Annotated in this window: 12 protein-coding genes; 6 read left to right on the top strand and 6 right to left on the bottom strand. The window is 71.5% G+C overall.

Features of this window, described 5'->3' with window-relative positions; translation table 11 throughout:
- Positions 1 to 697, bottom strand: a 697-nt coding sequence (locus NON00_RS19880; protein ID WP_256024452.1) for a glycosyltransferase, incomplete at its 3' end; no start/stop codon positions are given.
- Between the two features lie 91 nt (positions 698 to 788).
- A complete protein-coding gene (locus NON00_RS19875; protein ID WP_256024450.1) occupies positions 789 to 2,297 on the bottom strand; it encodes a polysaccharide pyruvyl transferase family protein in 1,509 nt (502 codons plus the stop codon).
- Between the two features lie 374 nt (positions 2,298 to 2,671).
- On the opposite strand from NON00_RS19875, the gene NON00_RS19870 reads away from it, so the two are divergent.
- Positions 2,672 to 4,240 carry a hypothetical protein gene (locus NON00_RS19870; RefSeq protein WP_256024448.1) on the top strand — a complete coding sequence of 523 codons (1,569 nt, stop codon included), beginning with the start codon at positions 2,672 to 2,674 and terminating at the stop codon, positions 4,238 to 4,240.
- A 95-nt stretch (positions 4,241 to 4,335) separates the two neighbouring features.
- Here NON00_RS19870 and NON00_RS19865 read toward each other — a convergent pair whose 3' ends face one another.
- Together NON00_RS19865 and NON00_RS19860 are read right to left on the bottom strand one after the other, a co-directional pair.
- A complete protein-coding gene (locus NON00_RS19865; protein ID WP_256024447.1) occupies positions 4,336 to 5,325 on the bottom strand; it encodes an SIS domain-containing protein in 990 nt (329 codons plus the stop codon).
- A 161-nt stretch (positions 5,326 to 5,486) separates the two neighbouring features.
- Complete coding sequence (locus NON00_RS19860; RefSeq protein ID WP_256024446.1) at positions 5,487 to 6,008, bottom strand: DUF3237 domain-containing protein; 522 nt, start codon at positions 6,006 to 6,008, stop codon at positions 5,487 to 5,489.
- Positions 6,009 to 6,186: 178 nt separating this feature from the next.
- Between NON00_RS19860 and NON00_RS19855 the strand changes: the two genes are divergently transcribed.
- A complete protein-coding gene (locus NON00_RS19855; RefSeq protein ID WP_256024445.1) occupies positions 6,187 to 7,830 on the top strand; it encodes a tannase/feruloyl esterase family alpha/beta hydrolase in 1,644 nt (547 codons plus the stop codon).
- Positions 7,831 to 8,194: 364 nt separating this feature from the next.
- Positions 8,195 to 9,853, top strand: a complete 1,659-nt coding sequence (locus NON00_RS19850; protein WP_256024444.1) for a Na/Pi cotransporter family protein — start codon at positions 8,195 to 8,197, stop codon at positions 9,851 to 9,853.
- 99 nt (positions 9,854 to 9,952) lie between these two features.
- Here NON00_RS19850 and NON00_RS19845 read toward each other — a convergent pair whose 3' ends face one another.
- Positions 9,953 to 12,202: an HWE histidine kinase domain-containing protein gene (locus NON00_RS19845; protein WP_256024443.1), complete on the bottom strand. Its 2,250-nt coding sequence runs from the start codon at positions 12,200 to 12,202 to the stop codon at positions 9,953 to 9,955.
- Positions 12,203 to 12,524: 322 nt separating this feature from the next.
- Between NON00_RS19845 and NON00_RS19840 the strand changes: the two genes are divergently transcribed.
- The 3 genes from NON00_RS19840 to NON00_RS19830 all read left to right on the top strand — a co-directional run bounded on the left by NON00_RS19840 (position 12,525) and on the right by NON00_RS19830 (position 17,860).
- Positions 12,525 to 13,766 (top strand): ROK family transcriptional regulator, encoded by a 1,242-nt coding sequence (locus NON00_RS19840; protein WP_256024442.1) that lies wholly within the window; start codon positions 12,525 to 12,527, stop codon positions 13,764 to 13,766.
- A gap of 27 nt (positions 13,767 to 13,793) precedes the next feature.
- The gene (locus NON00_RS19835) at positions 13,794 to 15,362 is read left to right on the top strand and encodes an ABC transporter substrate-binding protein (protein ID WP_256024441.1); all 1,569 of its coding nucleotides are present in this window, start codon (positions 13,794 to 13,796) and stop codon (positions 15,360 to 15,362) included.
- 179 nt (positions 15,363 to 15,541) lie between these two features.
- On the top strand, positions 15,542 to 17,860 hold the full coding sequence (locus NON00_RS19830; RefSeq protein ID WP_256024440.1) for a glycosyltransferase family A protein: 2,319 nt from the start codon (positions 15,542 to 15,544) through the stop codon (positions 17,858 to 17,860).
- Between the two features lie 137 nt (positions 17,861 to 17,997).
- Here NON00_RS19830 and NON00_RS19825 read toward each other — a convergent pair whose 3' ends face one another.
- Positions 17,998 to 24,495 (bottom strand): glycosyltransferase, encoded by a 6,498-nt coding sequence (locus tag NON00_RS19825; protein ID WP_256024439.1) that lies wholly within the window; start codon positions 24,493 to 24,495, stop codon positions 17,998 to 18,000.
- Positions 24,496 to 24,648 lie beyond the last annotated feature (153 nt).

Here is a 24,648-nt window from a genome sequence, read left to right as displayed (position 1 = left end):
GCACCACCTGGACGCGGCGCGGCGGCAGGGCGAAGGCGGCCTCCAGCCGCGCCGCGATGGGGGCGGAGACGGCGGCCCACAGCCCGGGCAGGGCGGCGGCGGCCTGGCGCGCCGCGTCATCGATGCCGGGCGGCGCCTCGGGCGGGGCGAGGTGGCCCACCACCAGCGTGGGCAGCCCCGCCGCCGCCAGCGCCGCCATCAGCCCGATGCCGGCATTGGGCCAGGGCAGCGGCAGCAGGGCGGCATCGGCGGGGTTGTGCTCCAGCACCGCCCCCAGCGCCTGGCGCTGGCGGCGGATATTCTCGGCCGGCGGGCTGTCCGCGTCCCAGCCGATGCGGGCGCCGCGCAGGCAGCGGGCCAGGGCCTCCCCCGCATCGCGCGCCAGGGCGGGGTGGCGCGCCGGGTCGGCGGCGATGGTGACGGTGACGCCGGCGGCGTGCAGCATCCGCGCCAGGGCCAGGGCATGGCGTTCCGTCCCGCCATGCGCCATCGAGGGCAGGGCGATCAGCAGCCGGCGCAGCTGCCGCTGGGCGAGGCCGCGCGGCGCGCCGGGGCGCAGCCAGCCGGGCAGGCTGGCCTGGATCAGGTTGGCCTGGATCAGGTTGGCCTGGATCAGGCTGGCCTGGACCATGGGGGCGGGGGCCGCGCCTGCCGGGGCGGGGGGAGAGGCAGGGGCGGGGAAGGGGGGGCTGGGCATGGCCGTGCTCCGCGGCGGGGCCGCGAGAAGGGCCGCGCCCCCGGCGGCACCCGCGCGGGGTGGCGCGGGCACGCGGCGGCGCGGGAAAGGCTCAGAGGCGATGGGGCACGCCGTTGCGGTCGAGATAGGCCTTCATCGCCGCGTAGCGCTTCTTGTAGGTGCGCTGGAAGGGGGCGAAGGCCTCGGGCGTGTAGATGTCGCGCCAGGAGGCCTTGGCCAGGCTCTCCTCCTCGACCAGGGGGATGTCGAAGGTCTCGGCCAGCTCGGCGCTGCGCTCGTCGTAATTGACCAGCATGCCGGGCACGCCATTGGCCAGCGCCGGCAGCACGCCATGGACGCGGTAGCCCACGGCGAAGTCCTGCGTGCGGATGAACTCGTCATACTGCGCGACGCTGGTGTTGAAGAAGAGCTGGCTGTCGTAGATGCGCAGCATCTGCGCCGCGTTCTCGTCGGTGAGCCAGCCCTGCTGGCGCAGCGACGCGATGGCCTCCGCCCGGCGCTCCACATCGCGGAAGAAAAAGGCTTTTTCCTCGCGCTCGCCATGCAGCGTCACGGTCATGCGGCTTTCCTGGTCGAGGCGCAGCATGAAGTCGCGCTGGATCTCGAGGTAGCGCGCGATGTGGCGGGCATAATTGCCGCTGGTTTCGCGCCGCAGGCTGAAGGCGATGTTGCGGATGTCGAAGGCCGGCTTCAGGTTCAGCTCGAGCGCCGGCTGGCAGCGGCGGAACACCGAGGGGCAGCCCACCACCTCGGCATTGCGGATGCCGTTATGGGCCAGCACCTCCGCCGAATAGGCGCCGCGCACGCCGATGGCGCCGCAATGGTCGGCGATGGCCTGCCAGACGCGCAGGCCCTGGGCGGGCAGGGTGATCATGCGCTTCGTCTCGGCCTGGGCGCCGACGCCGATGGCGAAGACCGGGATCTTCAGCCGCTCGATCAGCTCGCCCGCGCGCTCCCACTCCATATACTCGTGGATGAAGTTGGAACCGCGCAGGAAGGCGAAGTCGAATTCGCTATTGTAACGGTCAACGTCCTTGTCGGTGAAGGTCGTGATGTTGCCGACCTCCACGGTCTCGAAGCCGAGCATCTTCAGCGTCGAGTCATAGACCATCAGGTCGCCGATGTTGGAGTAGGTGTCGATGATGCGCGACACCGGCCAGTTGTGCAGCCGGATCTTGTCGTGATCATAGCGCGAGCCGGCGGGGATCAGCACCAGGGCGCGGGCGCGGCGGGTGCCGGGCAATGGTTTGCGCAGGCCATTCGGGATCAATTCGCCCGTGCTGCGCAGGCGCAATTCCACATCGGGGCGGTTGGCCGCCTCGCTGATCTCGGTCGGGATGCGGATCTTGAAGTAGGAGCGCTCCCCGCCCGCCTGCGGCGCCACGGCCAGGAAAGCCGCGGGGGAGAGGGTGGCGAAGCGGCGGCCGCCGATGGAGAGGACGATGTTCTCCTTCGACAGGCCGGTCGCATGGGCGGCGGCGGAGAGGATGACATGGTCGCAGGTGATCGCTTCCACCCGGAAATCGGCCTGGGAAGCCTCCGCGGCCGGGAGCGGCGCCGCGGAGGTCTCGCCGGCAATGGCGGGCTGGGGATGCACCATGAAGGCCTCTCTGAGATGATTCCGGCCATGCATCGCGCGCTGGCCTGCCGCCGGCCGGAAGGTGGCCGTCACTTACGGCTTTGCATTATATGGCAGAGCGCCGGGCTTGCCAGCCTGCCCCGGCAAAAGGCCGCGTGAGGCCCGGCAGGGAAAGCGCGGCGGGACAGGGTGTGATAAGGTGGCGTAAAGGTTTCGCTCTTTCTCTTTTGTGGGACAGAAGGCCTTTTCAGACGGCTGGCTCTCCTCCATGTCAGGGGCTCTACTCTTGCCAAGCCTCTGTGATGATTGCTTGGATATACCCAATTGTGTAAATGTTTCGATCATTTGCCGGGCTGTGCGCCAGATGGCCCGCGGCACGGCGATGGAGCTTCCGGATGACGCTGACTGCTGAGGTCAAATTCACGCGGGACCATGTGATGGCGTCCTGCAAAGCCGGGCCGGGCAGCCGTCTCCAGCTCACCATCGGCCATACCCGGGTGGTTTCCCTCCCCGTCGCCCCTGACGAGGAGACGGCCAGCCTCGCCATGCCGCTCGACCTGCTCTATGGCCAGGCGACGCTGCCGCATGAGCTGCGCCTGCTGCCGGCCGATGGGGGCGCCGAGCTGGTGCTGCCGCAGGATGCCCTGCTGGAAGCTGTCGATATCCGCTCCAACCGCCAGTTCTTCGCCCGCGTGCAGTCCAATACCGCCCGCATGGACGATACCGAGGCCGCGCGCTTCTGCTGCCGCCGCCTGCTGCGCAATGAGCGCGAGGATCTCAGCGCGCGCAGCGCCGCGCTCTGTGTGCTCGGCTACCGCATCCTGGAGCTGGGCGACAGCACCGACAGCGATATCGCCGAGCTGTGCGAGGAGGTCGAGCCCACCCTGGCGGAGCGCGACGAGAGCGAGAACGGTATCCGCTGGCGCACTTCCGTCACCATGATGATGAGCTACATTTCCATGCTGCAGCACGACCCGCTGCAGGCGGAAGAAATGCTGAAGATCACGCTGTCCTATCGCAGCAGCGCCTCGCGCCTGCTCTCGCCCAATTATGCGCGGGCGGAGCTGCTGATGGCCTCGCTGAAGCTTGCGCAGGGCCGCAAGGAAGACGCGCTCGACCTGCTCTCCGATGTGGAGACGGTGTTCCGCAGCGGCGTGCGTGGTAGCGCGGTGGAAATCGCCGGGCGCGGCTACTACCAGTATACCGAGATCCAGGCCTCGCTGCGGGTCGTGCGCATGGCGTTCCTGTTGCGGCAGCGCATTGAGCGCGCGGCGGACCGCAAGGCGCTGCTCGCCCTGGCGCGCGACCCCGGCTACCGCAACCTCTCCACCATCATGCGGGTGCTGGTGGAGAAGGGGCATCTCGATGCCACCATCGATGCGATGGCCGCGGCCTCGGAATTGCAGGCTGGCCAGCCGGATGCGGGCCGCTTCGCCGCCGATGCCGCGGCCTTGCAGGAGGAACTGGCCAGCGCTGTGCTCGAGGAGCGCACCGAGCCCGCCGAAGCCGCCCTGCCGCGCCTGCTGGCGCTGATGGCGGCGGCCGACCAGCTGCGCGAGGACCATGTCTTCCCCTGGACTGCCCTGGCCGATCTGGCGCGGGCGCGCTTCTATCTGGGCCTGCTGCTCACCAGCGCGGGGCGGGAGGATGAGGCGGCCGCTCTGCTGGGCGAGACGTCTCCCTGGGCCAAGACGCTGCTGAGCCAGGTCTCCTTCGGCCAGGAGGCTGATTTCGTGCCGATGAACCAGTTCATCAGCATTGTGATGATGTGCTACCTGATGGCGCATAGTCAGGTCCGCCCGGTGAAGTCCTATCTGGAGGGCGGTTCGCGCTTCACGGCGCAGCTGCTTGGGCTGGTGCGGCAGAATTTCGGCCCCAGGACGCCGCTGCATGATGCGGTGACGGCCTTCACCCACCGCTGCGTCTCCCGCCGCAAGGCGGCGCTGGCCGCCGTGGCGGGCTGAGGCGCGGGGGAACCCGCCCCGCCCTTTCCCGGAGCGGCCCCCTCCCTTCCTGAAAAAGGTTTTTTGGTTCTTTTTTCCTAAAAAAGAACCCTTCCTCAGGCCACGCCGGCGCGCAGCAGGTCGTGCATGTGCAGGATGCCGCCCGGCCGTCCATCCTCGACGACGAAGAGGCTGGTGATGCGCAGGCGGTTCATCAGCGCCAGGGCTTCCTGGGCCAGCATGTCGGGCGGGATGGTGCGCGGGCCGCGGTTCATCACCTCGCGCACCGGGCGGTCGACGAAGGCGGCCTCGAAGGCGCGGCGGACATCGCCATCGGTGATGGCGCCGACGAGGCGGCCTTCGGCATCGACCACGGCGGTGACGCCGAAGCGCTTGCCCGTCATTTCGACGATGGCCTGGGAGAGGGTGGCGTCCTGCGGCACCATGGGGACGGCGGTGCCGTCATGCATCAGGTCGCGGGCGCGGCGGAGCTGGGCGCCGAGCTTGCCGCCCGGGTGGAACTGGCGGAAATCCTTGGCCGAGAAGCCGCGCAGCGAGAGCAGGGCGACCGCCAGCGCATCGCCGAGGGCGATCTGCATGGTGGTGGAGGTGGTGGGGGCGAGGCCGTTCGGGCAGGCTTCCGGCATGGCCGGCAGGATCAGCGGCACATCCGAGGCCTGGGCCAGGGTGCTGCCGGCGCGGGAGGTGATGGCGATCAGCGTCACCCCGAAGCGGCGGGTATAGGCGACGATATCGGAGAGTTCCGGCGCCTCGCCCGACCAGGAGAGGGCGATCACCACATCCTCGCTGCGGATCATGCCGAGATCGCCGTGGCTGGCCTCGCCGGGATGGACGAAATAGGCGGGCGTGCCGGTGGAGGCGAGGGTGGCGGCGATCTTGCGCCCGACATGGCCGGACTTGCCCATGCCGGTCAGGATGACGCGGCCCTGCTCGGCGGCGCGGATGGCGGCGATGGCTTTTTGCAGGGGTTCGGCCAGGCTGCCATCCAGCGCGGCGCGCAGGGCCTGCAGCCCCTCGGTCTCCAGCTCCAGCGTGCGGCGTGCCGAGGCCAGGCCGTTCTCCGGGGTATCGGCCATCACATCCATCCACTCTCTCCTTGCTGGCGCCGGGGCGTCGTGCCGGGCCAGGATATTCCCCCGCCGCAAAAGGCCGTCCGCCGCCCGGGGGGCAGGGCGGGGCCGGTGCGCCCTGTCGGCCAGGGCGCACCGTCCGTCAAGGCTTTGGGCCCGCCGCGGGCTGCCTCCGCTCAGCCGAGGCGGAAGACGCGGATCACCACGGCGGCGCGTGCCGGCCGCAGGCTGTCGAGCGTGCCGACATAGACACCCTGGTTCAGCCAGCCATGCGGCCCGTCGGGCGCCGCGATCTCCAGCGTCGAGAAGGCGTAGCGCGGCTGTCCGGGCGGATCGTTCACCAGCACCTTGTTGTGCACGGTGATGATGGCGCCATCCTCGGTCTCCATTTCGTAAATCGCGTTGAGCAGGCGGGCACCGTCGCGCCGCACCAGCTGGCGGTCCGCGCCGCCGGGCAGCACCCTGCCGCGCAGGCGCGGGCCCTCGAAGCTGCCGCCGGTGATCGGCACCATGCGCCGCTCGCCGAGTGGCGAGGGGCCGAGGGGCATGACCGGCGCGATATCCACCACGGCCTCGTAGATGAACTCCAGGCGTGGCGTCACCAGGGGGACCGCCTCGGCCATGGGGGGCGCATAGGCCGCGGGCGCTGCCGCGGGGGCCGCCATCTGCGCCTGCGCGGCCGGTGTCACGGTTGCCATGGCCATCAATCCTCCCGCCATCGCCTGGCGCCGCGTCGGCGCCGGTCCTGCCTGTTGCATCATATCCCCCCTGTTCCTCCCGGCGCGTGTCAGTGGCCGGGTTGCCTCTTAGGATACAGTGAAAACATCCGCCGTCGATCCAAAGCGGATTCGCGGCGCCAGGAAGGAGAATAAGGCCTTGGCATCCTATCCGCGTCTGGCCGGCACAGTGCTTGGGGTGGCGGGGCTGTTGCTCCAGGCCACCGGCGCCGCCGCCCAGCAGGCCTGCGCCGATCTGCTCGCCGCCGCGCCCCAGGCGCTGCATCTCAGCCGGGCCGAGGCCGTGCCCGCCGGCACCCTGCCCGCCGAGAACCCCGCCCGCGCGGCGCTGACCGGGGCGGCGCGCGCGCGTTCCGCCCTGCCGGCGCATTGCGTGGTCGAGGGGGAGCTGAACCCGCGACAGGGCGCGGAGGGCGTGCGCTACGCCACCCGCTTCCAGCTCCGCCTGCCGGAGGCGTGGAATGGCCGCTTCCTCTTCCAGGGCGGCGGCGGCATGGATGGCGTGGTGAACGAGGCGGTGGGCGCCACCCCCGTCAGCGGTTCCACCGCCGCGCCGGCGCTGAACCGCGGCTATGCGGTTGTTTCCACCGATTCCGGCCACCAGGGGCGGGACAATTCGGATGCCAGCTTCGGCCTCGACCAGCAGGCGCGGCTCGACTACGCCTATGCCGCCATCGGCACGGTGAACGACGCGGCCCGGCAGCTCATCCAGGCGCGCTATGGCCGCGCGCCGGAGCGCAGCTATTTCATGGGCTGTTCCAATGGCGGCCGCGCCGCGCTGATGGCGGCGCAGCGCTACCCCACCGCCTTTGACGGCATCGTGGCGGGCAATCCCGGCTTCCGCCTCAGCCGCGCCGCCCTGGCCCAGGCCTGGGACACCCAGGCCCTGGTTGCCGCCGCGCCGCGCGACGATGCCGGCCGGCCCATCCTCGCCGCCGCGCTCTCCCCGGCCGATATGAAGCTGGTGGCGGAGAAGGTGCTGGCCACCTGCGACGCCGCCGATGGCCTGGCCGATGGCAGCGTGGACGCCATGGCCGCCTGCCGCTTCGCGCCCGCCACTCTGCGCTGCACGGGGGAGAAAACGGCGGACTGCCTCTCCGCCGCGCAGGTGACGGCGCTGGAGCGTGTCTTCGGCGGCGCGAAGGACAGCGCCGGGCGGGCGCTTTACGCGGGCTGGTCGTGGGATCCCGGTATCGCCGCGCCGGGCTGGCGGGCCTGGAAGCTTGGCACTTCGCCGACGGCGCAGTCCAATGCGCGCAACGCCGTGCTGGCGCCGGCCTCGCTCGGCTACTACTTCCTGACGCCGCCGGTGCGGAACCTCGACCTGCTGCGCTTCGACTTCGACCGTGACACGCCGCGCCTGGCGCAGACCGCCGCCATCAACGATACCACGGCCACGCTCTTCTCCAGCTTCACGGCGCGGGGCGGGCGGATGCTGGTGTTCCACGGCAATGCCGACCCGGTCTTCTCGCCCGAGGATCTGCGCCAGTGGTGGCAGGAACTCGCGGCGGACAATGGCGGCCCGGCGAAGCTGGCCGAATGGGCGCGGCTGTTCATCGTGCCGGGCATGACCCATTGCGGCGGCGGCCCCGCCCTGGATGATTTCGACCCGCTCACCGCCATCGAGGGCTGGGTGGAGCGCGGCGAGGCGCCGCAGCGGCTGGTGGCGCGCGGGGCTTCCTTCCCCGGCCGCGCCCGCCCGATCTGCCCGGCGCCGCTGGAAGCGCGCTACAAGGGGGGCGATCCGCAGCAGGAGAGCAGCTTCAGCTGCGAGCAGCCGTAAGACAGCGTTCTTTTTTGGAAAAAAGAACCAAAAAACCTTTTTCAGTGAGCGTCCCGCCTCGGGCTTGAGGCGGGACGCCAAACTGAAAGAGTCTTTTTGCTTCTTTTTCTTCAGAAAAAGAAGATATCTCTCTAATTCACCGTCACCTTGGCTTTGGTGACCACCCGGCTCCACTTCGCGCTTTCGCTGGCGATATAGCTGGCCAGCTCCTGCGGGGTGGAGCCGCGCGCATCGGCCCCGGCGAGGCCCAGCCGCGTGAAATCCCCGTCATGCGGCGGCGCTGGGCGCGCCCCGATGGCGTGTGCGGTGTTGCGCTGCGGGCGATCCGGCGCATCATGGAAGTTTGCACTCGGGAGACCATGGGATGGCGCTTTTCCGCACCCTGCTGGAACTGGCGGGGGCCGTGGCCCTGCTGATCTGGGGCGTCCACATGGTGCAGACGGGCGTGCAGCGGGCCTTCGGCGCGCGGCTGCGCGCGCTGCTGGGGCAGGCGCTGCGCAACCGCGCCGCCGCCTTCGCCGCCGGGCTCGGTGTCACCGCCATCCTGCAAAGCAGCACGGCCACCGGGCTGATGGTCACCGGCTTCGCCGCCTCCGGCCTGGTGGAGCTGGTGCCGGCCCTGGCCGTCATGCTCGGCGCCAATGTCGGCACCACGCTGATCGTGCAGCTCCTCTCCTTCGACGTGGCGGCCCTCGCCCCCGTGCTGATCCTGGCCGGCGTGCTGCTCTTCCGCCGCAGCCAGGCGGCCCTGCGCGACTTCAGCCGCGTGCTGATCGGGCTCGGCCTGCTGCTGATGGCGCTGCACCACTTCGTCACCCTGCTGGAGCAGATGGGCCACGCCCCCGCCCTGCGCGCCGTGCTCGCGCTGGTGGCGGCGCAGCCGCTGCCCTGCCTGCTGCTCGGCGCCCTGGCCGCCTGGGCGGCGCATTCCTCGGCCGCCATCGTGCTGCTGGCCATGAGCTTCGCCGCCCAGGGCCTGCTGCCGGCGGAAGGCGCCTTCGCCCTCGTCCTCGGCGCCAATCTCGGCACCGCGCTGAACCCCGTGCTGGAAGGCGGCGCGGGGGCGGACCCGGCGGCGCGCCGCGTGCCGCTCGGCAACCTCGCCACCCGGCTGCTCGGCGCCATGGCCCTGCTGCCGCTGCTGCCCTGGCTCGCCGCCCTGCCCGCCGCGCTGGACACCGAGCCGGCGCGCGCCGTGGCCAATTTCCACACCGTGTTCAATCTCGGGCTGGCGCTGCTGCTCTTTCCCCTGCTGCCGCCCTATGCCCGGCTGCTGGAGCGCCTGCTGCCCGCGCGCGTGGATCAGGCGGACCCGGCCCGGCCGCGCTACCTCAACGCGGCGGCGGCGGAGACGCCGGTGGTCGCCCTCGGCGCCGCCGCGCGCGAGGTGCTGCGCCTCGCCGATGTGCTGGAGGCCATGCTGGGCGGCCTGCGCGGCGTGCTGGAACAGGGCGACCGCCGCCGCATCACCGGGCTGCGCCGCATGGATGATATCCTCGACAGGCTCAACGCCGCCATCAAGGCCTACCTCACCGGCCTCGATGCCGAGGCGATGAGCCAGGCCGACCACCAGCGCGTCATGAGCATCCTCGCCTTCGCCACCCACATGGAGCAGGCCGGCGATGTGATCGACCGCGGCCTGCTCGCCCTGGTGGCGCGCCAGCACAAGCGCGGCCTCGCCTTCTCGCCCGAGGAACGGGCGGAACTGCTGGAACTGGTGGACCGGCTGCTGGAGAATCTCCATGCCGCTGCCGCGCTCTTCCTCACCGAGGATCTGCGCGCCGCCCGCCGCCTCGCCGCCGAGAAGGAGGAATTCCGCCGCCACGAGGCCCAGGCCGTGGCCGCCCATTTCCAGCGCCTGCGCGACGGCCGGCTGGATGCGGTGGAAACCAGCGCCCTGCACCTCGACGCCCTGCGTGACATCAAGCTGGTGAACGGCCACCTGATCGCCGCCGCCGCCTACCCGGTGCTGGAACATGCGGGGGAATTGCTGCCCAGCCGCCTGCGGCCGGAAGGGGAGTGAGGCAGGCAGGCGGGAGGGAAAGGAAAATAAAAATAAAAAAGAAAGGAAGTAAGGGTTCTTTTTTGGAAAAAAGAACCAAAAAACTTTTTCAGGAAAGGGTCAGTTTTCCAGGCGGTGGAGAGGAATCTCGATCGTCAGGCGCAGGCCCTCCGGATGCGTCCAGTCGAATTCCACCCGGCCGCCCAGCTGGCCGCAGGCCGTGCGCCGCACCAGCGTGGTGCCGAAGCCTCGCCGCGTAGGGGGGGCCAGCACCGGTGGCCCGCCCTGCTCCCGCCAGTGCAGGCGCAGCCGGCCGCCAGACGCGCTCCAGTGGATCTCGACAAGGCCGGAGGGCTGGCGCAGCGCGCCATGGCGGGCGGCGTTGGTGACCATCTCATGCAGCAGCAGCGCCAGCGCGGCAGCGGCCGTGGGGCCTACCGCCTGCTCCGGCCCCTGTAGCCGCAGCCGCTCCTCCGCCGCCAGCCCGCCCGTGGCGAAGGGGCCCAGCACCGCGCCCATCAGCAGGTCCAGCCGCGTCGGCCGCAACCCGCGCGCCACGCCGCTGCCGGCGGATTCCCGCACCAGATCATGCGCGGCGCCCAGCGCGCGCAGCCGCCCGCGCAGCGTCTCCGCCATCGCCGCCGGGTCCGCCGCCCCCCGCGCCGTGAACTGCACGAGGCTGTCGAACACGGCGAACTGGTTCTTCACCCGGTGGTCCAGCTCCCGCACCAGGAGTTCCAGCGCGCGCTCATCCTCCTTGCGGGCGGTGATGTCCTCGACGATGCCGCCATAGCGGCAGGCGCCGGCGCTGCCCTCGGGCAGCGGCGCGCCGCGGCAGCGGATCCAGCGCTCCGCCCCGTCATCGGCGCGGTGGATGCGGCATTCCAGCTCCCATTCCCGCCGCCGCCCGACCGCCACGCGCAGCCGCCGGGCGACACGGCGCCGGTCCTCCGGCGCCACATGGCGCAGCAGATCCTCCCACCCCCAGCGCGGCAGCGGCAGGGCATGGCCAAAAATGGCATCATGCCGGGGGGAGCGCTGGCTGGCACCGGAGGCCAGGTCAATCTCCCAGGTGCCGAGGCCGGTGCCCTCCGTCGCCAGGCGCAGCCGCGCGGCGCCGGCCCGCAGCGCGCTCTCCCGCCCGCGCAGCGCGGCGACCAGCGCGGCCAGCGCGGTGGCCAGCGCCGTCACCTCGCGCGGGCCATGCAGCGGCGTGGTGATGGCGGCCGCCGGGTCGCGCTGCAGCCGGGCCGCGGACTCGCACAGCCGTGCCAGCGGGGAACTGATCATCCCCGCCAGCAGCCAGCCCAGCAGCGCGGCCAGCGTGGCCGCGCCCAGGCCCCAGAACATCACATCGCGCGCCAGCGCGCGGGCGGGGGCGAAGGCCGCCCCCGCCTCCCGCCGCACCACCACCCGCCAGCCCAGGCCGGGGGATTCGCGATAGCCGCCGGTGGAGGCATAGCCCACCAGATAATCCCGCCCGTCGCCATCCGGCGCATGCTCCACCAGGCTGCCCTGCTCCCCGCCGGCACCGCCCGCCGCCAGCGCCCGCGCCGCGCCGGGAGAGAGCAGGGCCAGCGGCCGCCGCCGCAGCGCCGGCGGCCCGATCAGCACCACGCCATCCTGCGAGAAGACCAGCGCCTCCGCCCCCGGATGGCGGCGCAGCACGGCGCCCATCACATGCCGCTCGATATCCTCCGCCCATTCCCAGAAGAGATGCGCCGCCAGCACGCCGGCCGGGTGGCCGCGCTGCCCCGGCAGAGGTGCCGCGAGATCGACGAAGCGCGCCGGGTTCTCCGGCGGGCGGCCGAGCAGCGGGCTCATCAGCAGCGCCTCATGGACATCGACCAGGACCGGCCCTTCCTGGCCGTGCCGGAAATAGTCGCGCTGCGAGACGTCGAGCCCCGCCAGCCCCTCGCGGCTGGCGGCGCGGATGCGGCCATCGGCGCCGATCAGGAAGAAGGCGGCATATTCCGGGTAGATGTCATGCAGCCAGCGCAGCGTCGCCTGGGTCTCGGCCGGGTTGGCGGTGGGGTCGCGCAGCGGCGCCAGGGTGGCGGCCAGCCGCACCTCGCGCAGCCGGTCATGCAGGCCACGGTCCAGCAGATCGGCCGCGCGCCCGGCGGCGGCGGCGAGCTCGGCGCCGATATCGGCGCGCAACCTCTGCGTGGCGAGCTGCCCGATCGCCGCCGAGGACACCAGCGCGACCAGCACGCCGAGCGCGCCGAAGGCCGCCGCCAGCACGCCGCGCAGGCCGGGCTGCCAGGGCGCCCGCCGCGCCAGGGCCGCGCCCGCCGGCGGCTGGGCCGCGGCCATGGCCCAGCCCGGATGTCCCGGCAGGGCCTCGGAGGATGCATCAGGGCCGTTCATGGTCGGGCCGGTGCGCCTTCAGCGGCGGGCAGGGGAATGGCCAGGCCCGGCATGGGTTTCGTGCATGGGTGGAATCATGTCGGTGTCATTTCTATCGGGCCCATGAGAACCCAGGAATTCACAAGAAAGCGCCAAGAGCCGACCCGGCGCGGAAGGGGCGGGGGTGTGGTGCGGCCGCCACGCCGCGCCGGCCCCGGCCGGGGAAGGGGGCCGGGGAAGGGTGCCGGGGAAGGGTGCCGGGGAAGGGTGCCGGGGAAGGATGATTGACCGCCCGGCGCCTTGCCGCCTAGATCCTTGCGCAGAGCAAGAATCGTCCAGGGCCATGCTACACCCCCCGCGCACCCGCCGGCAGACCCGCGCCGCCATCCTCGGCCGCCTTCTGGCGGAGGAAGGGCTGTTCCGCCCCATGCTGGCGCGCGAATGCCAGGTGACGGAGGGCAGCCTCTCCCGCATCCTCGCCGAGCTGCGCGCCGAGGGGCTGGTGGAGGAATTGCGGCGCCCGGTGCCTTATCCCGGCGGCCCCTCCACCCTGGTTGCGCTGGGCAAGAATCCCCGCGTCGCCGCCCTGGAATTCGTGCATGACCGGCTGGGCTTCGGCCTCGGCCCCCTCGGCGGCGGCACCGACATGGCCGGCCGCCTGCCCCTGCCGCCCGCCGCCACCCCCGCCGCGCTGGAGGCCATCGCCGCCGAGGCGGTGGACAGCCTCGCCGCCTGGTGCGCCCGCGCCGGCCTGCGGCCCTGGCAGGTCGCGGTGTCCATCCCCGGCCATGTGGCGGCGCCCCCTGCCGCCCTGGCCGCCGCCCTGGCCGCCGCTCCGGCCGCAGCCATGGCCGCTTCGCCCGGCGCGGGGCGCCCCAACCCCATCCTGCCGCTGGACCCCGCCCGCCTTGAGGCGCGGCTGCGCCGCGCCTTCCCCGGCGTGCCGCTGGTGCTGGCCAATACCGCCACGGCCCTCGCCGCCATGCATCTGCACGGGCCGGGCGCGCCGCCGCTGCGCGGGCGGCATCTCTTCCTCGCCTTCGGCCATGGCGTCGGCGGCGCCTGGGTGGACCCGGTGACCGACCGCGACCCCATCCGCCCCATCGAGATCGGCCATGTCGTGCTCGACCCGCAGGGCCCGGCCTGCCGCTGCGGCCATCGCGGCTGCCTGGAGGCGGTGGCCTCCACCGTCGCCCTGGCCGGGCTCTGCGGCGTGGCGGAGGCGGAGCTGGTGGCGGCCGGGGCGGAGTGGCCGCGCCTCGCCCGGCTGACGCCGCGGCGGGAGGCGGCGCTGCGCGGCGTGCTGGGCGCCATCGGCCTCGTGCTGGGCAATGCGCTGAACCTGCAGCCCGTGGCGCGGGTGGTGCTGTGCGGCTGGCCCGCCGCCCTGCCGCCGCCCCTGCGCGCCGCCGTGGCGGAGGGTATGGCGCGCAGCCTCTTCGGCGGCGGCGGCCCCGGCGGGCCGGATCTCCTGTTCCTGCCCGCCGCGCCCCCGGCCCCGCCCGCCGCCGCGCTGGCCCTGGCCGCCCATGCGCTGATCCGCCGGGGCGGCCTCGCCGCCCTGGAAGAGCCGGCCCTGTCCTGACGATGCCCCCCCCAAGGAGGAAACCCGATGAAAAAGAACTGGAAAAAGACCCTGGTGCCACTGGCCGCGCTGCTGGCGGCGGCGCTCGCCACCCCCGCCGCCGCGCAGAGCGTGCTGCGCGTCAAGCCCTCCGGCGATGTGCGGGTGACGGACCCGCATCTCGGCTCGGACTCCATGGCCCGCAACCTGGGCTACATGGTCTATGACACGCTCTTCGCCGTCGATGCCGGGCTGCGCATCCGGCCGCAGATGGTGGAGAGCTGGTCCGCCGAGGAAGGCGGGCGCCTCTGGCGCTTCCGTCTGCGCGAGGGCCTGCGCTTCTCCGACGGCACGCCGGTGACGGCGGCGGATGTCATCGCCTCGCTGCGCCGCTGGGCGCAGAATGACGGGCTGGGCCAGCAGCTCATGGCGCGCGGCGCCGTCTTCACCGCCGAGGATGCCCGCAGCTTCACCCTGGCGCTCAACGCCCCCTGGGGCCTGGTGCTGGAGGCGCTCGGCAAGCCCGGCGCGCCGGTGCCCTTCATCATGCCCGAGCGCCTGGCGCAGACCCCGGCCAACCGCGCCGTGCCCGAGGTGCTGGGCTCCGGGCCCTACCGCTTCGTCGTCGCCGAGTGGCGCGCGGGGGACCGCATCGTCTTCGAGCGCAACCCCGCCTACCAGCCGCGCCCCGAGCCGGCGGATGGCTTCTCCGGCGGCAAGGTGGCGCGCTTCGACCGCGTCGAATGGCTGATCATGCCGGACCAGCAGACCGCCATCGACGCGCTGCGCAAGGGCGAGATCGACATCGCCGAGGATATCCCGGCCGACCTGCTGCCCATCCTGCGCCGCGCGCGCGACATCACCGTGGCGCGGCAGGATGAGATCGGCGTGGCGCAGCAGATCCGCCTCAACACCACCCAGCCGCCCTTCGACAACCCGAAGCTGCGCCAGGCGCTGCTCGCCGCCGTCGATGGCGCGGAATTCCTCAAGGCGGTGACGGACGACCCCGCCCAGGGCCGCGCCTGCCAGAGCTTCTATGCCTGCTCCTCCCCCTGGCACACCACCGCCGGCTGGCCGCGCCCGGACCTGGAGCGCGCCCGCCAGCTGGTGCGCGAGAGCGGCTATGACGGCACCCCCGCCGTGCTGCTGAACGCGGCGGAGAACACCAACATCAACGCCTTCACCCTGGTGGCGGATGCCCTGCTGCGCGGCATCGGCATCCGCACCGACCTGCAGTCGATGGACTGGGCCAGCGTCGTCTCCCGCCGCCAGAGCCGCGAGCCGGTGGGCCGGGGGGGCTGGTCCATCTTCATCTCCGGCCCCGGCGGGCTCGACTATATGGAGCCGGTGAGCCATCTCGGCCTGCGCTCGAACTGCGAGAAGGCGTGGTTCGGCTGGCCCTGTGACGCGGAGATCGAGCGCCTGCGCGCCGCCTTCGCCGACACGACGGATGAGGCGGCGCGGCGCGACATCACCGCGCGCATCCAGGCCCGCGCGCTGGAGACGGTGCCCTATGTGCCGATCGGCATCCAGTACCAGCTGCGCGCGCACCGGGCGAACCTGGACGGGCTGCTGAACCCGCCCGCGCCGGTCTACTGGAACGTCAGCCGGCGCTGAGGCGCCCCCTCCGCGGTGCGCCGGCGGGCATCCCGCCCGCCGGGGTGGAAGGCGCCGGGGAGGCGCCGGGGAAGGAGGTTGGGGAGGAAGGCCGGGGCGGGCGCGCGCCGCCACCCGGCCTTGCCCCTGGAAAGGGATACCCTACGATCCGGCCCTCCAGAGCGTAGGGTTATTCCGCAATGTCCAGCAGCGACCAGCCCCCGGCGACCGCGACGGCTCCGGGGGTGGTGATGCTTCGCCCCGGTGACCGCCATGTCTTCGCGGTCCCGTATGACCGGCGGCAGGGCGCCGCCTGTATCACCTATGCCGCCGAGGGGGGCGGCCCGCTTCTCTCCCTGCGGCTCGAAGCCGGCGCGCTCTGGATCAACCGGGTGCGCCGCGACCTGCGCGGCCTGCCGCGCCCCCTGGCCGGAAGGGCGGAGGCGACGGCGCCGGACCACCTCGTCGTCGAATGGCCGGCCGGGCTGCTGCGGGTCGTGCTGAACGGCGCGCTGGTCTTCCATGCGCCCTCTTCCCTGCTTGCCCCGGAGATGTCCCCCGGCCTTCCTGCCGCCGGGGCCGGGGGGCGGGCGCTGCGGCTGGACCTGCCGCCCGGCGTCACGGTGAGCCTGCCCGCCCTGCCGGCCGCACCCTTCGCCCTGCCCTATGGCGGCGCCATGGACCATGTCAGCGCCGAGCAGGGGCTGATGGGCTGGGCGCTGGACCGCGGTGCCATCGGCCACCCGCTGCGCATCGAGCTGGTGGCGCAGGGCCAGTGCCTGGGTCATACCCATACCGTCCTGCCGCGCCCCGACCTGGACCGGGCCTTCAACGCCACGACCCGCTGCGGCTTCGCCCTCCCCTGGCACCGGATGGAGGCCGAGGCCATCGCCGCCCTGGCCGCCACGGCGCCGGAGGCCGGGGTCGAGCTGCGCATCGCCGTGACGGGCGCGGCCCTGCCGGTGGTGGGGGTGGACGCGGCGCCGCTGACGCTCGGCTGGCTGGCCGGGCAGCTGGCGCAGCGGCAGGGCCTGCCCCCCGCCACGCCGGACCGCGCCCAGGCCCTGGCCGAGGCCTATGGCCGGCTGGCGGAAAGCGGCCTGCTGGACGCCGCCTGGTACCAGGAGCGCCACGGCGCCACCGGCGACCCGCTCCTGCACTACCTGACCGAGGGCGAGGCCGCCGGCCACTGGCCCAACCCCTATTTCGACCCGGTGCGCGCCGCCGCCTGGCTGCGGCTGGAGGAGCCGGCCGGCGCCCTCGCCCTCTACGCCGCCGCGCCGCGCCGGGTGAAGCAGCCGAGCCTGCATTTCCACCAGGCCTGGTACCTGCTGACCCATGCCGTGCCGCCCGGCCTCACGCCGCTGGCCGACCACCTGCTGCACCGGCGCGAGCGCGCGCCCAACCCTTTCTTCGACCCCGCCACCTATCGCGAGAACTGCCCGCAGGCCGCCGCCGCGCCGGACCCCTACCGGCACTACCTGGAGAACCCGGAGCAGGCCGGGGTGGCGGCCGCCGCCAGCTTCGATGCCGCCGCCTACCTCGCCACGGCGGAGGACCCGGCCGCCGCCGCCGCCCCCTTCGCGCATTTCCTGCAGCGCCTCGCGGCGATGGAGGCCACCAGCCTGCCGCGCCGCCCGGCCGGCGCGGCCGCCGCGGCGGCGGAGGAGGGCATCTCCGTCGTCGTCCCCAACTACAATTACGGGCGTTTCCTCTATCAGCGGCTTGACACCATCTTCCGCCAGACCTGGCCGGTGCTCGAGGTGATCGTGATCGACGACGCCTCGACCGATGACAGCATCGACGTGGCGCGCAGCATCGCCCTGCACCACAAGCGCGACATCGAGCTGGTCCTGCAGGCACGGCGCGGCGGCAATGTCTTCCGCCAGTGGCTGCGCGCGGCGGAGCGGGCGCGCGGCCGCTATCTCTGGATCGCCGAGGCGGATGACAGCAGCAACCCCGCCTTCCTCGCCAACCAGATGGCCAGCCTCGCGCAGGATGAGGGCGCGCTCTTCTCCTTCTGTGACTCGCGCGCCATCGACGAGGCGGGGCGCCTGCTGCAGGCGGACCACCAGGCCTATTACGCGGCCATGGGCGCCTCCCCCCTGGCGGAGGACCGCAGCTTCACCCCGCAGGAATTCCTGCGCGGCGTGCTGGCGCCGCGCAACCTCGTGCTGAATGTCAGCGCCGTGCTGTGGCGGCGCGAGGCGCTGCTGGAGGCCTTCCGCAGCCTGGGCAGCGCCGCCTTCGCCTTCACCTGCGCCGGGGACTGGCGGATCTATGTGGAGGCCTGCCGCCAGCCCGGCCGCATCCACTACAGCGCCGCGCCGCTGAACGACCACCGCAGGCACCGCGCCAGCGTGGGCGAGCGGCTGGACCGCCATGTCCATCTGGCCGAGGTGAAGGCGGTGCAGGCCGCCATCCTGCAGCAGACCGGCGCCGATGCGGCGCTGGAGGGAAAGATGGCCCGCCACATCGCCGATCTGGAAAAGGCCTGGGGCCTGCGCAGCGCCGGCTGAGGCGCCGCCCCCGCGCATGAAAAAGGGCGCTGCCCCTGGGGGGGGCGGCGCCCGTTTCGTCCCGGCCCGTCCCTCCCCCCGGGGCGCGGGTGCCCGGGGGGGGAGAGGAGGCCGGCGGAGAGGCCGGGGGCGGTGCCTTACTCGGCCGCCGCCGCCTGGGTGATGGCGGTCTTGCGCAGCACCCACATCGGCGCCCAGTCGAGCTGCGAGGAGCGGCTGAAATAGACCGGCGTCTCGCGCAGCACGAAGCCGGCGGCGGCCATGCTGGCCTCGAACTCCGGCGGCGCGCCCTGGAGGCGCAGCGGGTTCTCACCCTCCGCCGGCTGCACCAGCAGCGTCCCCTCCGGCACCATCAGGCGCCAGGCCTCGGCCAGCACGAGGCCGAGCGTCTCCGGGTTCTCCGGCAGGCCGCGCAGGCCGATGATATGCAGGCTGGCCGGGCGGTTGGGCAGCTTCTTGTTGCGCTGGAGGGTATCGAGGAACTCCTCCCACGACAGGCGCGGGCCCTGGAACTGCTCGGCCCAGACCGCCTGCATCTTGCCCGTCAGCCCGACGCAGAGGGCCGGCAGGCGGCGATGCAGCAGCACGCTCGGCGCCATCCAGCGCATCAGGCTGCGGTCGGCGCGGGTCGAGTGGCAGGAGGGGCAATGCGCCTCCTGGCCCACGCGCTCGAAGGCCTCGCCATTCCAGCCGCAGACATTGCAGTTGAAGCGGCGGCCGGAGGCGATGGCGTCGAACACCTCGAGTTCCGACAGCGCCGGCGGGTGCGTGGCGCCGATGGTCTCGTCGAAGCGCGCGATCAGCGGCGGGCGGCTCTTGTTGAACAGCGCCATCAGGCCCGGCACCTCGCCCAGGCGCCAGCCGCGGCTCTCCGCGTAGTAGTTGTACTCGACATCGGTGTAGTCGTGCGGCACGGCCTCGCTGAAGCCGCCGATCTCGTCATACATGCGCCGGCGGATGCCGAAGAAGCCGCCCTGGGTGTGGTAGAAGAGGCGCGTCGGGTTGGCGGCGGCGAAGTCCTGGTTGCGGAAGCGGGCGAATTCCCGCACGCCCTTCGGATATTCGGCGCCCGTCATGTAGGTGGGCGAATGGCACAGCGTGCCGGCCAGGCCCACATCCGCGTTCTCGGCGAAGTGGTGGATGAAGGACAGCTCCCAGCCGGAGCGCAGGACCATGCCCTCCTTGCCGCAGACATAGATGGCGACGTCGGAATTGCCGGCATCCATCGCCGTGTTCGTGCCGGGGCCGACGAAGGAGTTGTAGCCCTTGTAGATCAGCGTGAAGTTGTCGTGCTGGGCGTGGTAGCTCTCCAGCAGCTCCACCACCTCCGGGTCCTCGTCGTAGTTGGCGCAGACGATCACGTGGAAGGGCAGGGCGGTGTACTTGTAGAGGCGCCGCAGGACCTCGCGGTGCTCCTCGATGTTCTTCCAGGTGACGAGCAGCAGGTCCACCGTCTCGTTGTTCCAGGTGCGCAGGAGCACGCGGCAGAGGCGGGTGACGTCATGCTGCTCGCGCACGCGGCGGCGGGCGGCCTCGATCATCGAGTCCACGCGCGTGGCCGGCATGGCGTAGTAGCGGCGGATGCCGTCGGCGATGGATTCCGGCGTGGGCTCGACCATGATGCCGGTGATCTCATCCACCACCAGGCTCGGGATGCCCGAGATGTTGGTGGTGATCACCGGCATGCCGGCCGCCATCGCCTCGGCCACCGAGGTCGGGATGCCGTCCATGTCGCCATTCTCGATGCGCACCGAGGGGCAGGCGAAGAGGTCGTAGCTGCGCAGCACCTCGAGCAGCCCCTCGCGGTTCGAGGTGCGGCCCTTGATGTGCACGTTGGTGAGCTGCAGCTCCTCGATCAGCTTGCGGTAGCTCTCCTCGAGGTCGCCATAGCCGTAGAGGTCGATGGTGATGCCATCGTCGCGCAGCAGGGCGGCGGCGCGGATCAGCAGGTCGAGGCCCTTCTTCGGCGCGAAGCGGTGCACCGCGCAGATGGAGCGGAACTTGCGGGCCGAGCGGTCCGGGATCGAGGCCTGGGAGAAATACTCGGCATCGATCGCGTTCGGGTTGATCACCACCTTGCTGGCCGGCACGCCGCGCTCGATCAGGAAGTTCCGGTGGAACTCGGACAGCACGAAGACGCGGCGGCAGAGCGGCGCGCGGCCGATCTCGCCCACGCGGTTCTTGGCGTCGTTGTCGTAGCGGAAGATGTCCTGCGCGTGGGCGATGAAGGTGAAGGGGATGTTCGCCTTCTCGCAGGCCGGCCACAGGAAGTCGGTGACGGTCGGGTAGACGAAGTGGCCATGCGCCACGGTGCGGCCGGTCTTGACCAGCGCCTCCGCCAGGTCGTCCGGCGAGGCCACGCGCTGCCACTGGATCGGGAAGTCGGGGACGAAGTCCTTGTAGGGCGTCTGGCGGCAGAAGACCCGCACGTCATAGCCCTGCGAGACGAGGTAGCGCAGCTCGTTGAGGACGAAGGTCTCCGACGGCACGGGGAAGTGCCAGCAGAAATAGGCGATGCGCGGCCGCTCACCCGGCTTGCGGTCGAAGTCGATGCCGCGCGCCCGCTTGATGACCTCCGGCTTGGTGGCGCTGGCGCGGCTCGCGGCCAGCATCGGGTGCACGTCCTGCGCCTCCGTGGCCGGGCGCGGCTCCTGCAGGCCGAGGATGGTGCGGTAGGCGGCGCTCAGCTTGGCGGCATACTGGATGGTGGAGTAGTCCTGCACCGCGATGGCGCGGGCCGCCTCGCCCAGGCTCTGCACCAGGCCCTTCTCGCTGCACAGCCGGATGACGGCGGGCAGCGCGTCGAGCGGCTTGAGGAAGGGGATGAGGAAGCCGGTCTTGCCATCGGAGACCAGCTCCGGCAGCGCGCCCCAGTCATAGGCGATCACCGGGCGGCGGGCCGACATCGCCTCCAGCACCGTGCGGCCGAAGGATTCGGCGAAGTGCGAGAAGTTGATGACGACATTGACCTGCTCGATCGCCGCGCGCGGGCTTTCGGCATAGCCGGCGAAGATGACGTGCGGGGAGATCTTGCCCGCCTTCTGGTCCGCCTGCAGCTCGGCCGTCAGCGGCGTCTCGGGGCCGATCAGAACGAAGCGCGCATTGGGCGCCACGTGCTGCGCGGCGCCGGCCAGCTCGACGAAGTCCAGCACGCCCTTCTTGGGCAGGTTGCTGGAGATCAGGCCGAACTTGACGATCTCGCCTTCCACCTCGTTGGCCATGTCCATGATGGTCATGTCCATGGTGTTCGGCACGACGAAGCTGCGGCCCTCGACGGCGAAGCTCTGCGCCGTGGCGCGCGAGTTGGAGATCAGCCAGGAGGCATTGCTGCGCACCTTCTGGATGATCTGCGCCGGGGTCTCGCCGATCAGCTTGATCAGCGCCTCGTCCTTCTCGATCAGCTCCCGGATATGCACGACCGAGGCGATCTTCTTGTTGTTGGCGGCGATCAGCGGCTCGCGCAGCATGATCGTGTTGGCGTGCACTGCGTCGATCTTCTTCTCGGCGATGATCTGCTCGAAGAGGGCGACATGCTCCTCCGAGACAGGGTTGGCGCGCCACCAGCCATAGGAGCAGATCGCCACCTCATGCGTCAGCTCGGCGACGGCCTGGGTATAGACCGGGTTGTTCTGCGGCAGCACGGCGATGACGTTGACGTTCATCGTCGTGAAGCCGGTCAGGATGTCGAGGAAGCTGCGCTCGCTGCCGAAGAGGAACTTGCCGGCGATATGCGCGACCACGAGGATGGTCTTGCCGCCATCAATCCACGGCCGGCGGCCGCGGTGGTAGCTGACCTTGGGGCGCGCCGGCGCGGCGGGCGCGGCGGCGGGCGCCGGCTCGTTCTGCGGCAGCGTCGGCAGGCCGAGATCCTGGCCGAACAGGGCATAGTGCACCAGCGGGTTGATCGCGTTGCTGATGTTATGCTTGCTCTGGTAGAACTTGGTGTTGAAGGTGGCGCTCGGGTTGCGCCCCTCCTTGCCGCCATAGAGCAGGTAATGCGACAGCGGGTTGAGCTTCAGCCGCGCGACGTCGGAGTGCTTCTCCATATAGTAGCGGCTGTCGAACAGCGGGTGCGGGCTGAAGACGAAGGCCGAGGGCACGCCGAGGATGAAGTCCGCCAGCGGGTTCTCGTGTACGAAGGCGGTGCCTTCATGCTGGCCGCGGTAGAAGGCGGCGTCGAAGAGCGGGTGCGGGTTGATGAAGCTCTCCGGCTTCGCCGCCAGGAAATGCAGCACCGGGTGCTGGCCGCGCAGCGCGGTGCCCACCGCCAGCAGGTAGTGGCCCACCTCGTAGAAGGGCGAGGGGGAGGTGAAGGCGTTGAGCCCCTGCTCCAGGTAGAAGGCCAGCGGCGTCTGCCCCGCGGTGACGCGCACCGGCAGCAGCTGCGCCATGGCGAATTTGGCGCTGAACAGCCAGTGCGTGGACTGCACGCCCTTGTCGCCCAGGATGATGTAGTGCAGCAGCGCCTTGCCCGCCGCCGGCGCCTCGGCCTCGGCGAACTGGGCGCGGTAGAAGGCGGGATCGAAGAGCGGGTTGGGCCGCAGCCCGGCCGCCTCGCCCTCCACCAGATAGTGCTGCAGGGCATCGAGCGGGATCGCGCCCTGCGCCTGGGCCTGCTGGCGGTAGTAGCGCACATCGAAAAGGGCGTGCGGCGCGATGCCCTCGGCCGCGCCATAGAGCAGGAAATGCAGGTAGGGCTCGGTGCCCTGCGTCCCCTCCTGGTCGAGCTGCGACAGGTAGTGGTCGATGTCGAAGATCGCCGAGGGGCTCAGCCCCTTGCGCCAGCCCTCGGTGGCGTAGTGCAGCAGCGCGGCATGGGCGCTGCCCTGCTCCAGCTTGGCGCGGCGGGCATAGCCCGGCGCGTCGAAGGCCGGGTGCGGCGAGGCCTCGCCGGTCTTGCCCGCCAGGAAGGCGGCGAAGAGGCCGGCCAGGGGCGCGCCGCCCGCCTGCGCCGCCAGCCAGGGCAGCGACAGCAGCGGGTGCGGGCTGTTGCCCTTGGCTTCGCCTTCCAGCAGGAAGTGGCCGAAGGGCTCCAGCCCCGCCGCCTCGGGATAGGCGGCCTGATAGTAGGCGACGGAGAAGAGCGGGTGCGGGTCCAGCCCGGCCTGCCAGCCGAAGGCCAGGTAATGCGCGAGCAGGTCGGCATCCTGCGGCAGCGCCTCGGTGAAATGGCCGCGGTAATGCGCGGCGTCGAAGAGGGCCGCGACGGCCTTGCGCGCCTCGCTCTCCGGCGTCTCGGCCGGGGCGGCGGGCAGGTTGGCACCGCCCTGGCGCAGGACCCAGAGGGCGCTGCGCTCCTTGGGCAGGGCCTTCAGCCGCGTGGCCAGGCGCGCGGCCTGGCGCGTCGCCGCGGTCTGCGCCGCCTTCTGCCGGCGGGCCTGCAGGGCGTTCTTATAATCCTCGCGCGCCGCCTCGACCGCGGAATCCTGCAGCTTGCCCAGGAAGTCCAGCTTGGCGCTGATCACGCCGCGCAGCTGATCCTCGCTCTGGGCGATATACTGGCGGATTTCCTTGTGCAGCGCCCGCATGTCGCGCATGCGCTGGTCGAGATGGCGCAGATGCGCGCGCTCCCCGGCCTTGGCCAGCGGTGAGGCGACCGGCGGCAGCGTCAGCTTCTGCTGCAGCGCGGTGCTGAGGCCCTCGGTCTCGCGCAGGAAGGCGTTCCACTGGGTGGTGGCGTCCTTCAGCAGCTGCGGGAATTTCTGCTCGGGCAGCGGCGCGGCATTGGGCACCAGCGGCGTATGGGCCGGGCCGGCATCGGCGGCGGCAGCCGTGCTGCCGAGGTCGATGCCATCCTGCTGCACCATGTAGATGTTCGAGGAGAAGCGCGCCGTGTCGAGCGATTCAAGCCGCCCGCAGCGCGAGAAAATGACCTTCTCGCCGCCGCTGACGCTGATCTCCACATGGTCCTCGCCATTGACCAGGTGCACCTCGACGCTGTTGGCCATGTCGAGGCCCGGCACCGGCAGGCGGATTTCCGAGCGCCAGGAGCCGCGCACATTGTCGTTGATCGTCAGGCGGCCGGCGGCGGCGTTGAACTTCAGGTGCAGGGCGATGTCGTCGCCGCGCGGGAAGTTGACGCTGTGGCCCTGGGTGATCGCCTTGCGGGAGAAGACGAAGCGCCGCCATTCGCGCGGCGGGCCGCTGGCCTCGCCCGCGGCGGCTTCCTGCGCGTCGACGCGCTGATAGGCGGCGCCGGTGGTGTTGCTGACCACGGCCGCGCCGCCCGCCGCCGGGGCGCTGCCGCCGGCCGGCGCCAGTTCCGTATCGGCCGGCAGGGTTTCCGTCGCCTCCATCGCGTGCTGGATGGAGCGCGGGATGCGCACCTTGTCGGCGCGCGTCAGGTCACCGCAGCGCTCGAAGCGGGCGGTCTCGCCACCCGCCAGCAGGCTCACGCCCTGCGCATCCTGGCGCAGTTCGATCTGGAAGCCCTCGGCATCGAGCGGGCCGATGAGGGGCAGGCGGATTTCCTTGCCCCACTTGCCGCCCTGCCTGTCGTTGATCTTCAGGCGCGGCGGGTCGTTGACCACCTTGAGGTGCAGGAGCACGTCGTCGCGCAGCATGAAATCCACGCTGTGGCCGGAGACGATCGACTTCTCGGTGAAGAAGAGGATGTGCTTCTTGAAGTTGATCATATCGACTTCCTCACCTGGCCGATGGGGGCATGAAACGAGGCATGGGGCAGGTCTGGCTCACGGACGTCCGATGGAGGAATAGGAGAAGCCGGCCTCGCGCATGGTGGCGGGATCCCAGACGTTGCGGAGGTCGCAGACGACGGACCCGGCCAT

It is taken from the genome of Roseomonas sp. GC11 (genome assembly GCF_024437745.1).
Taxonomy (GTDB): Bacteria; Pseudomonadota; Alphaproteobacteria; order Acetobacterales; family Acetobacteraceae; genus Pseudoroseomonas.
Note: the sequence above shows the minus strand (reverse complement) of the source record. Positions and strands in the feature narration are given on the sequence as shown.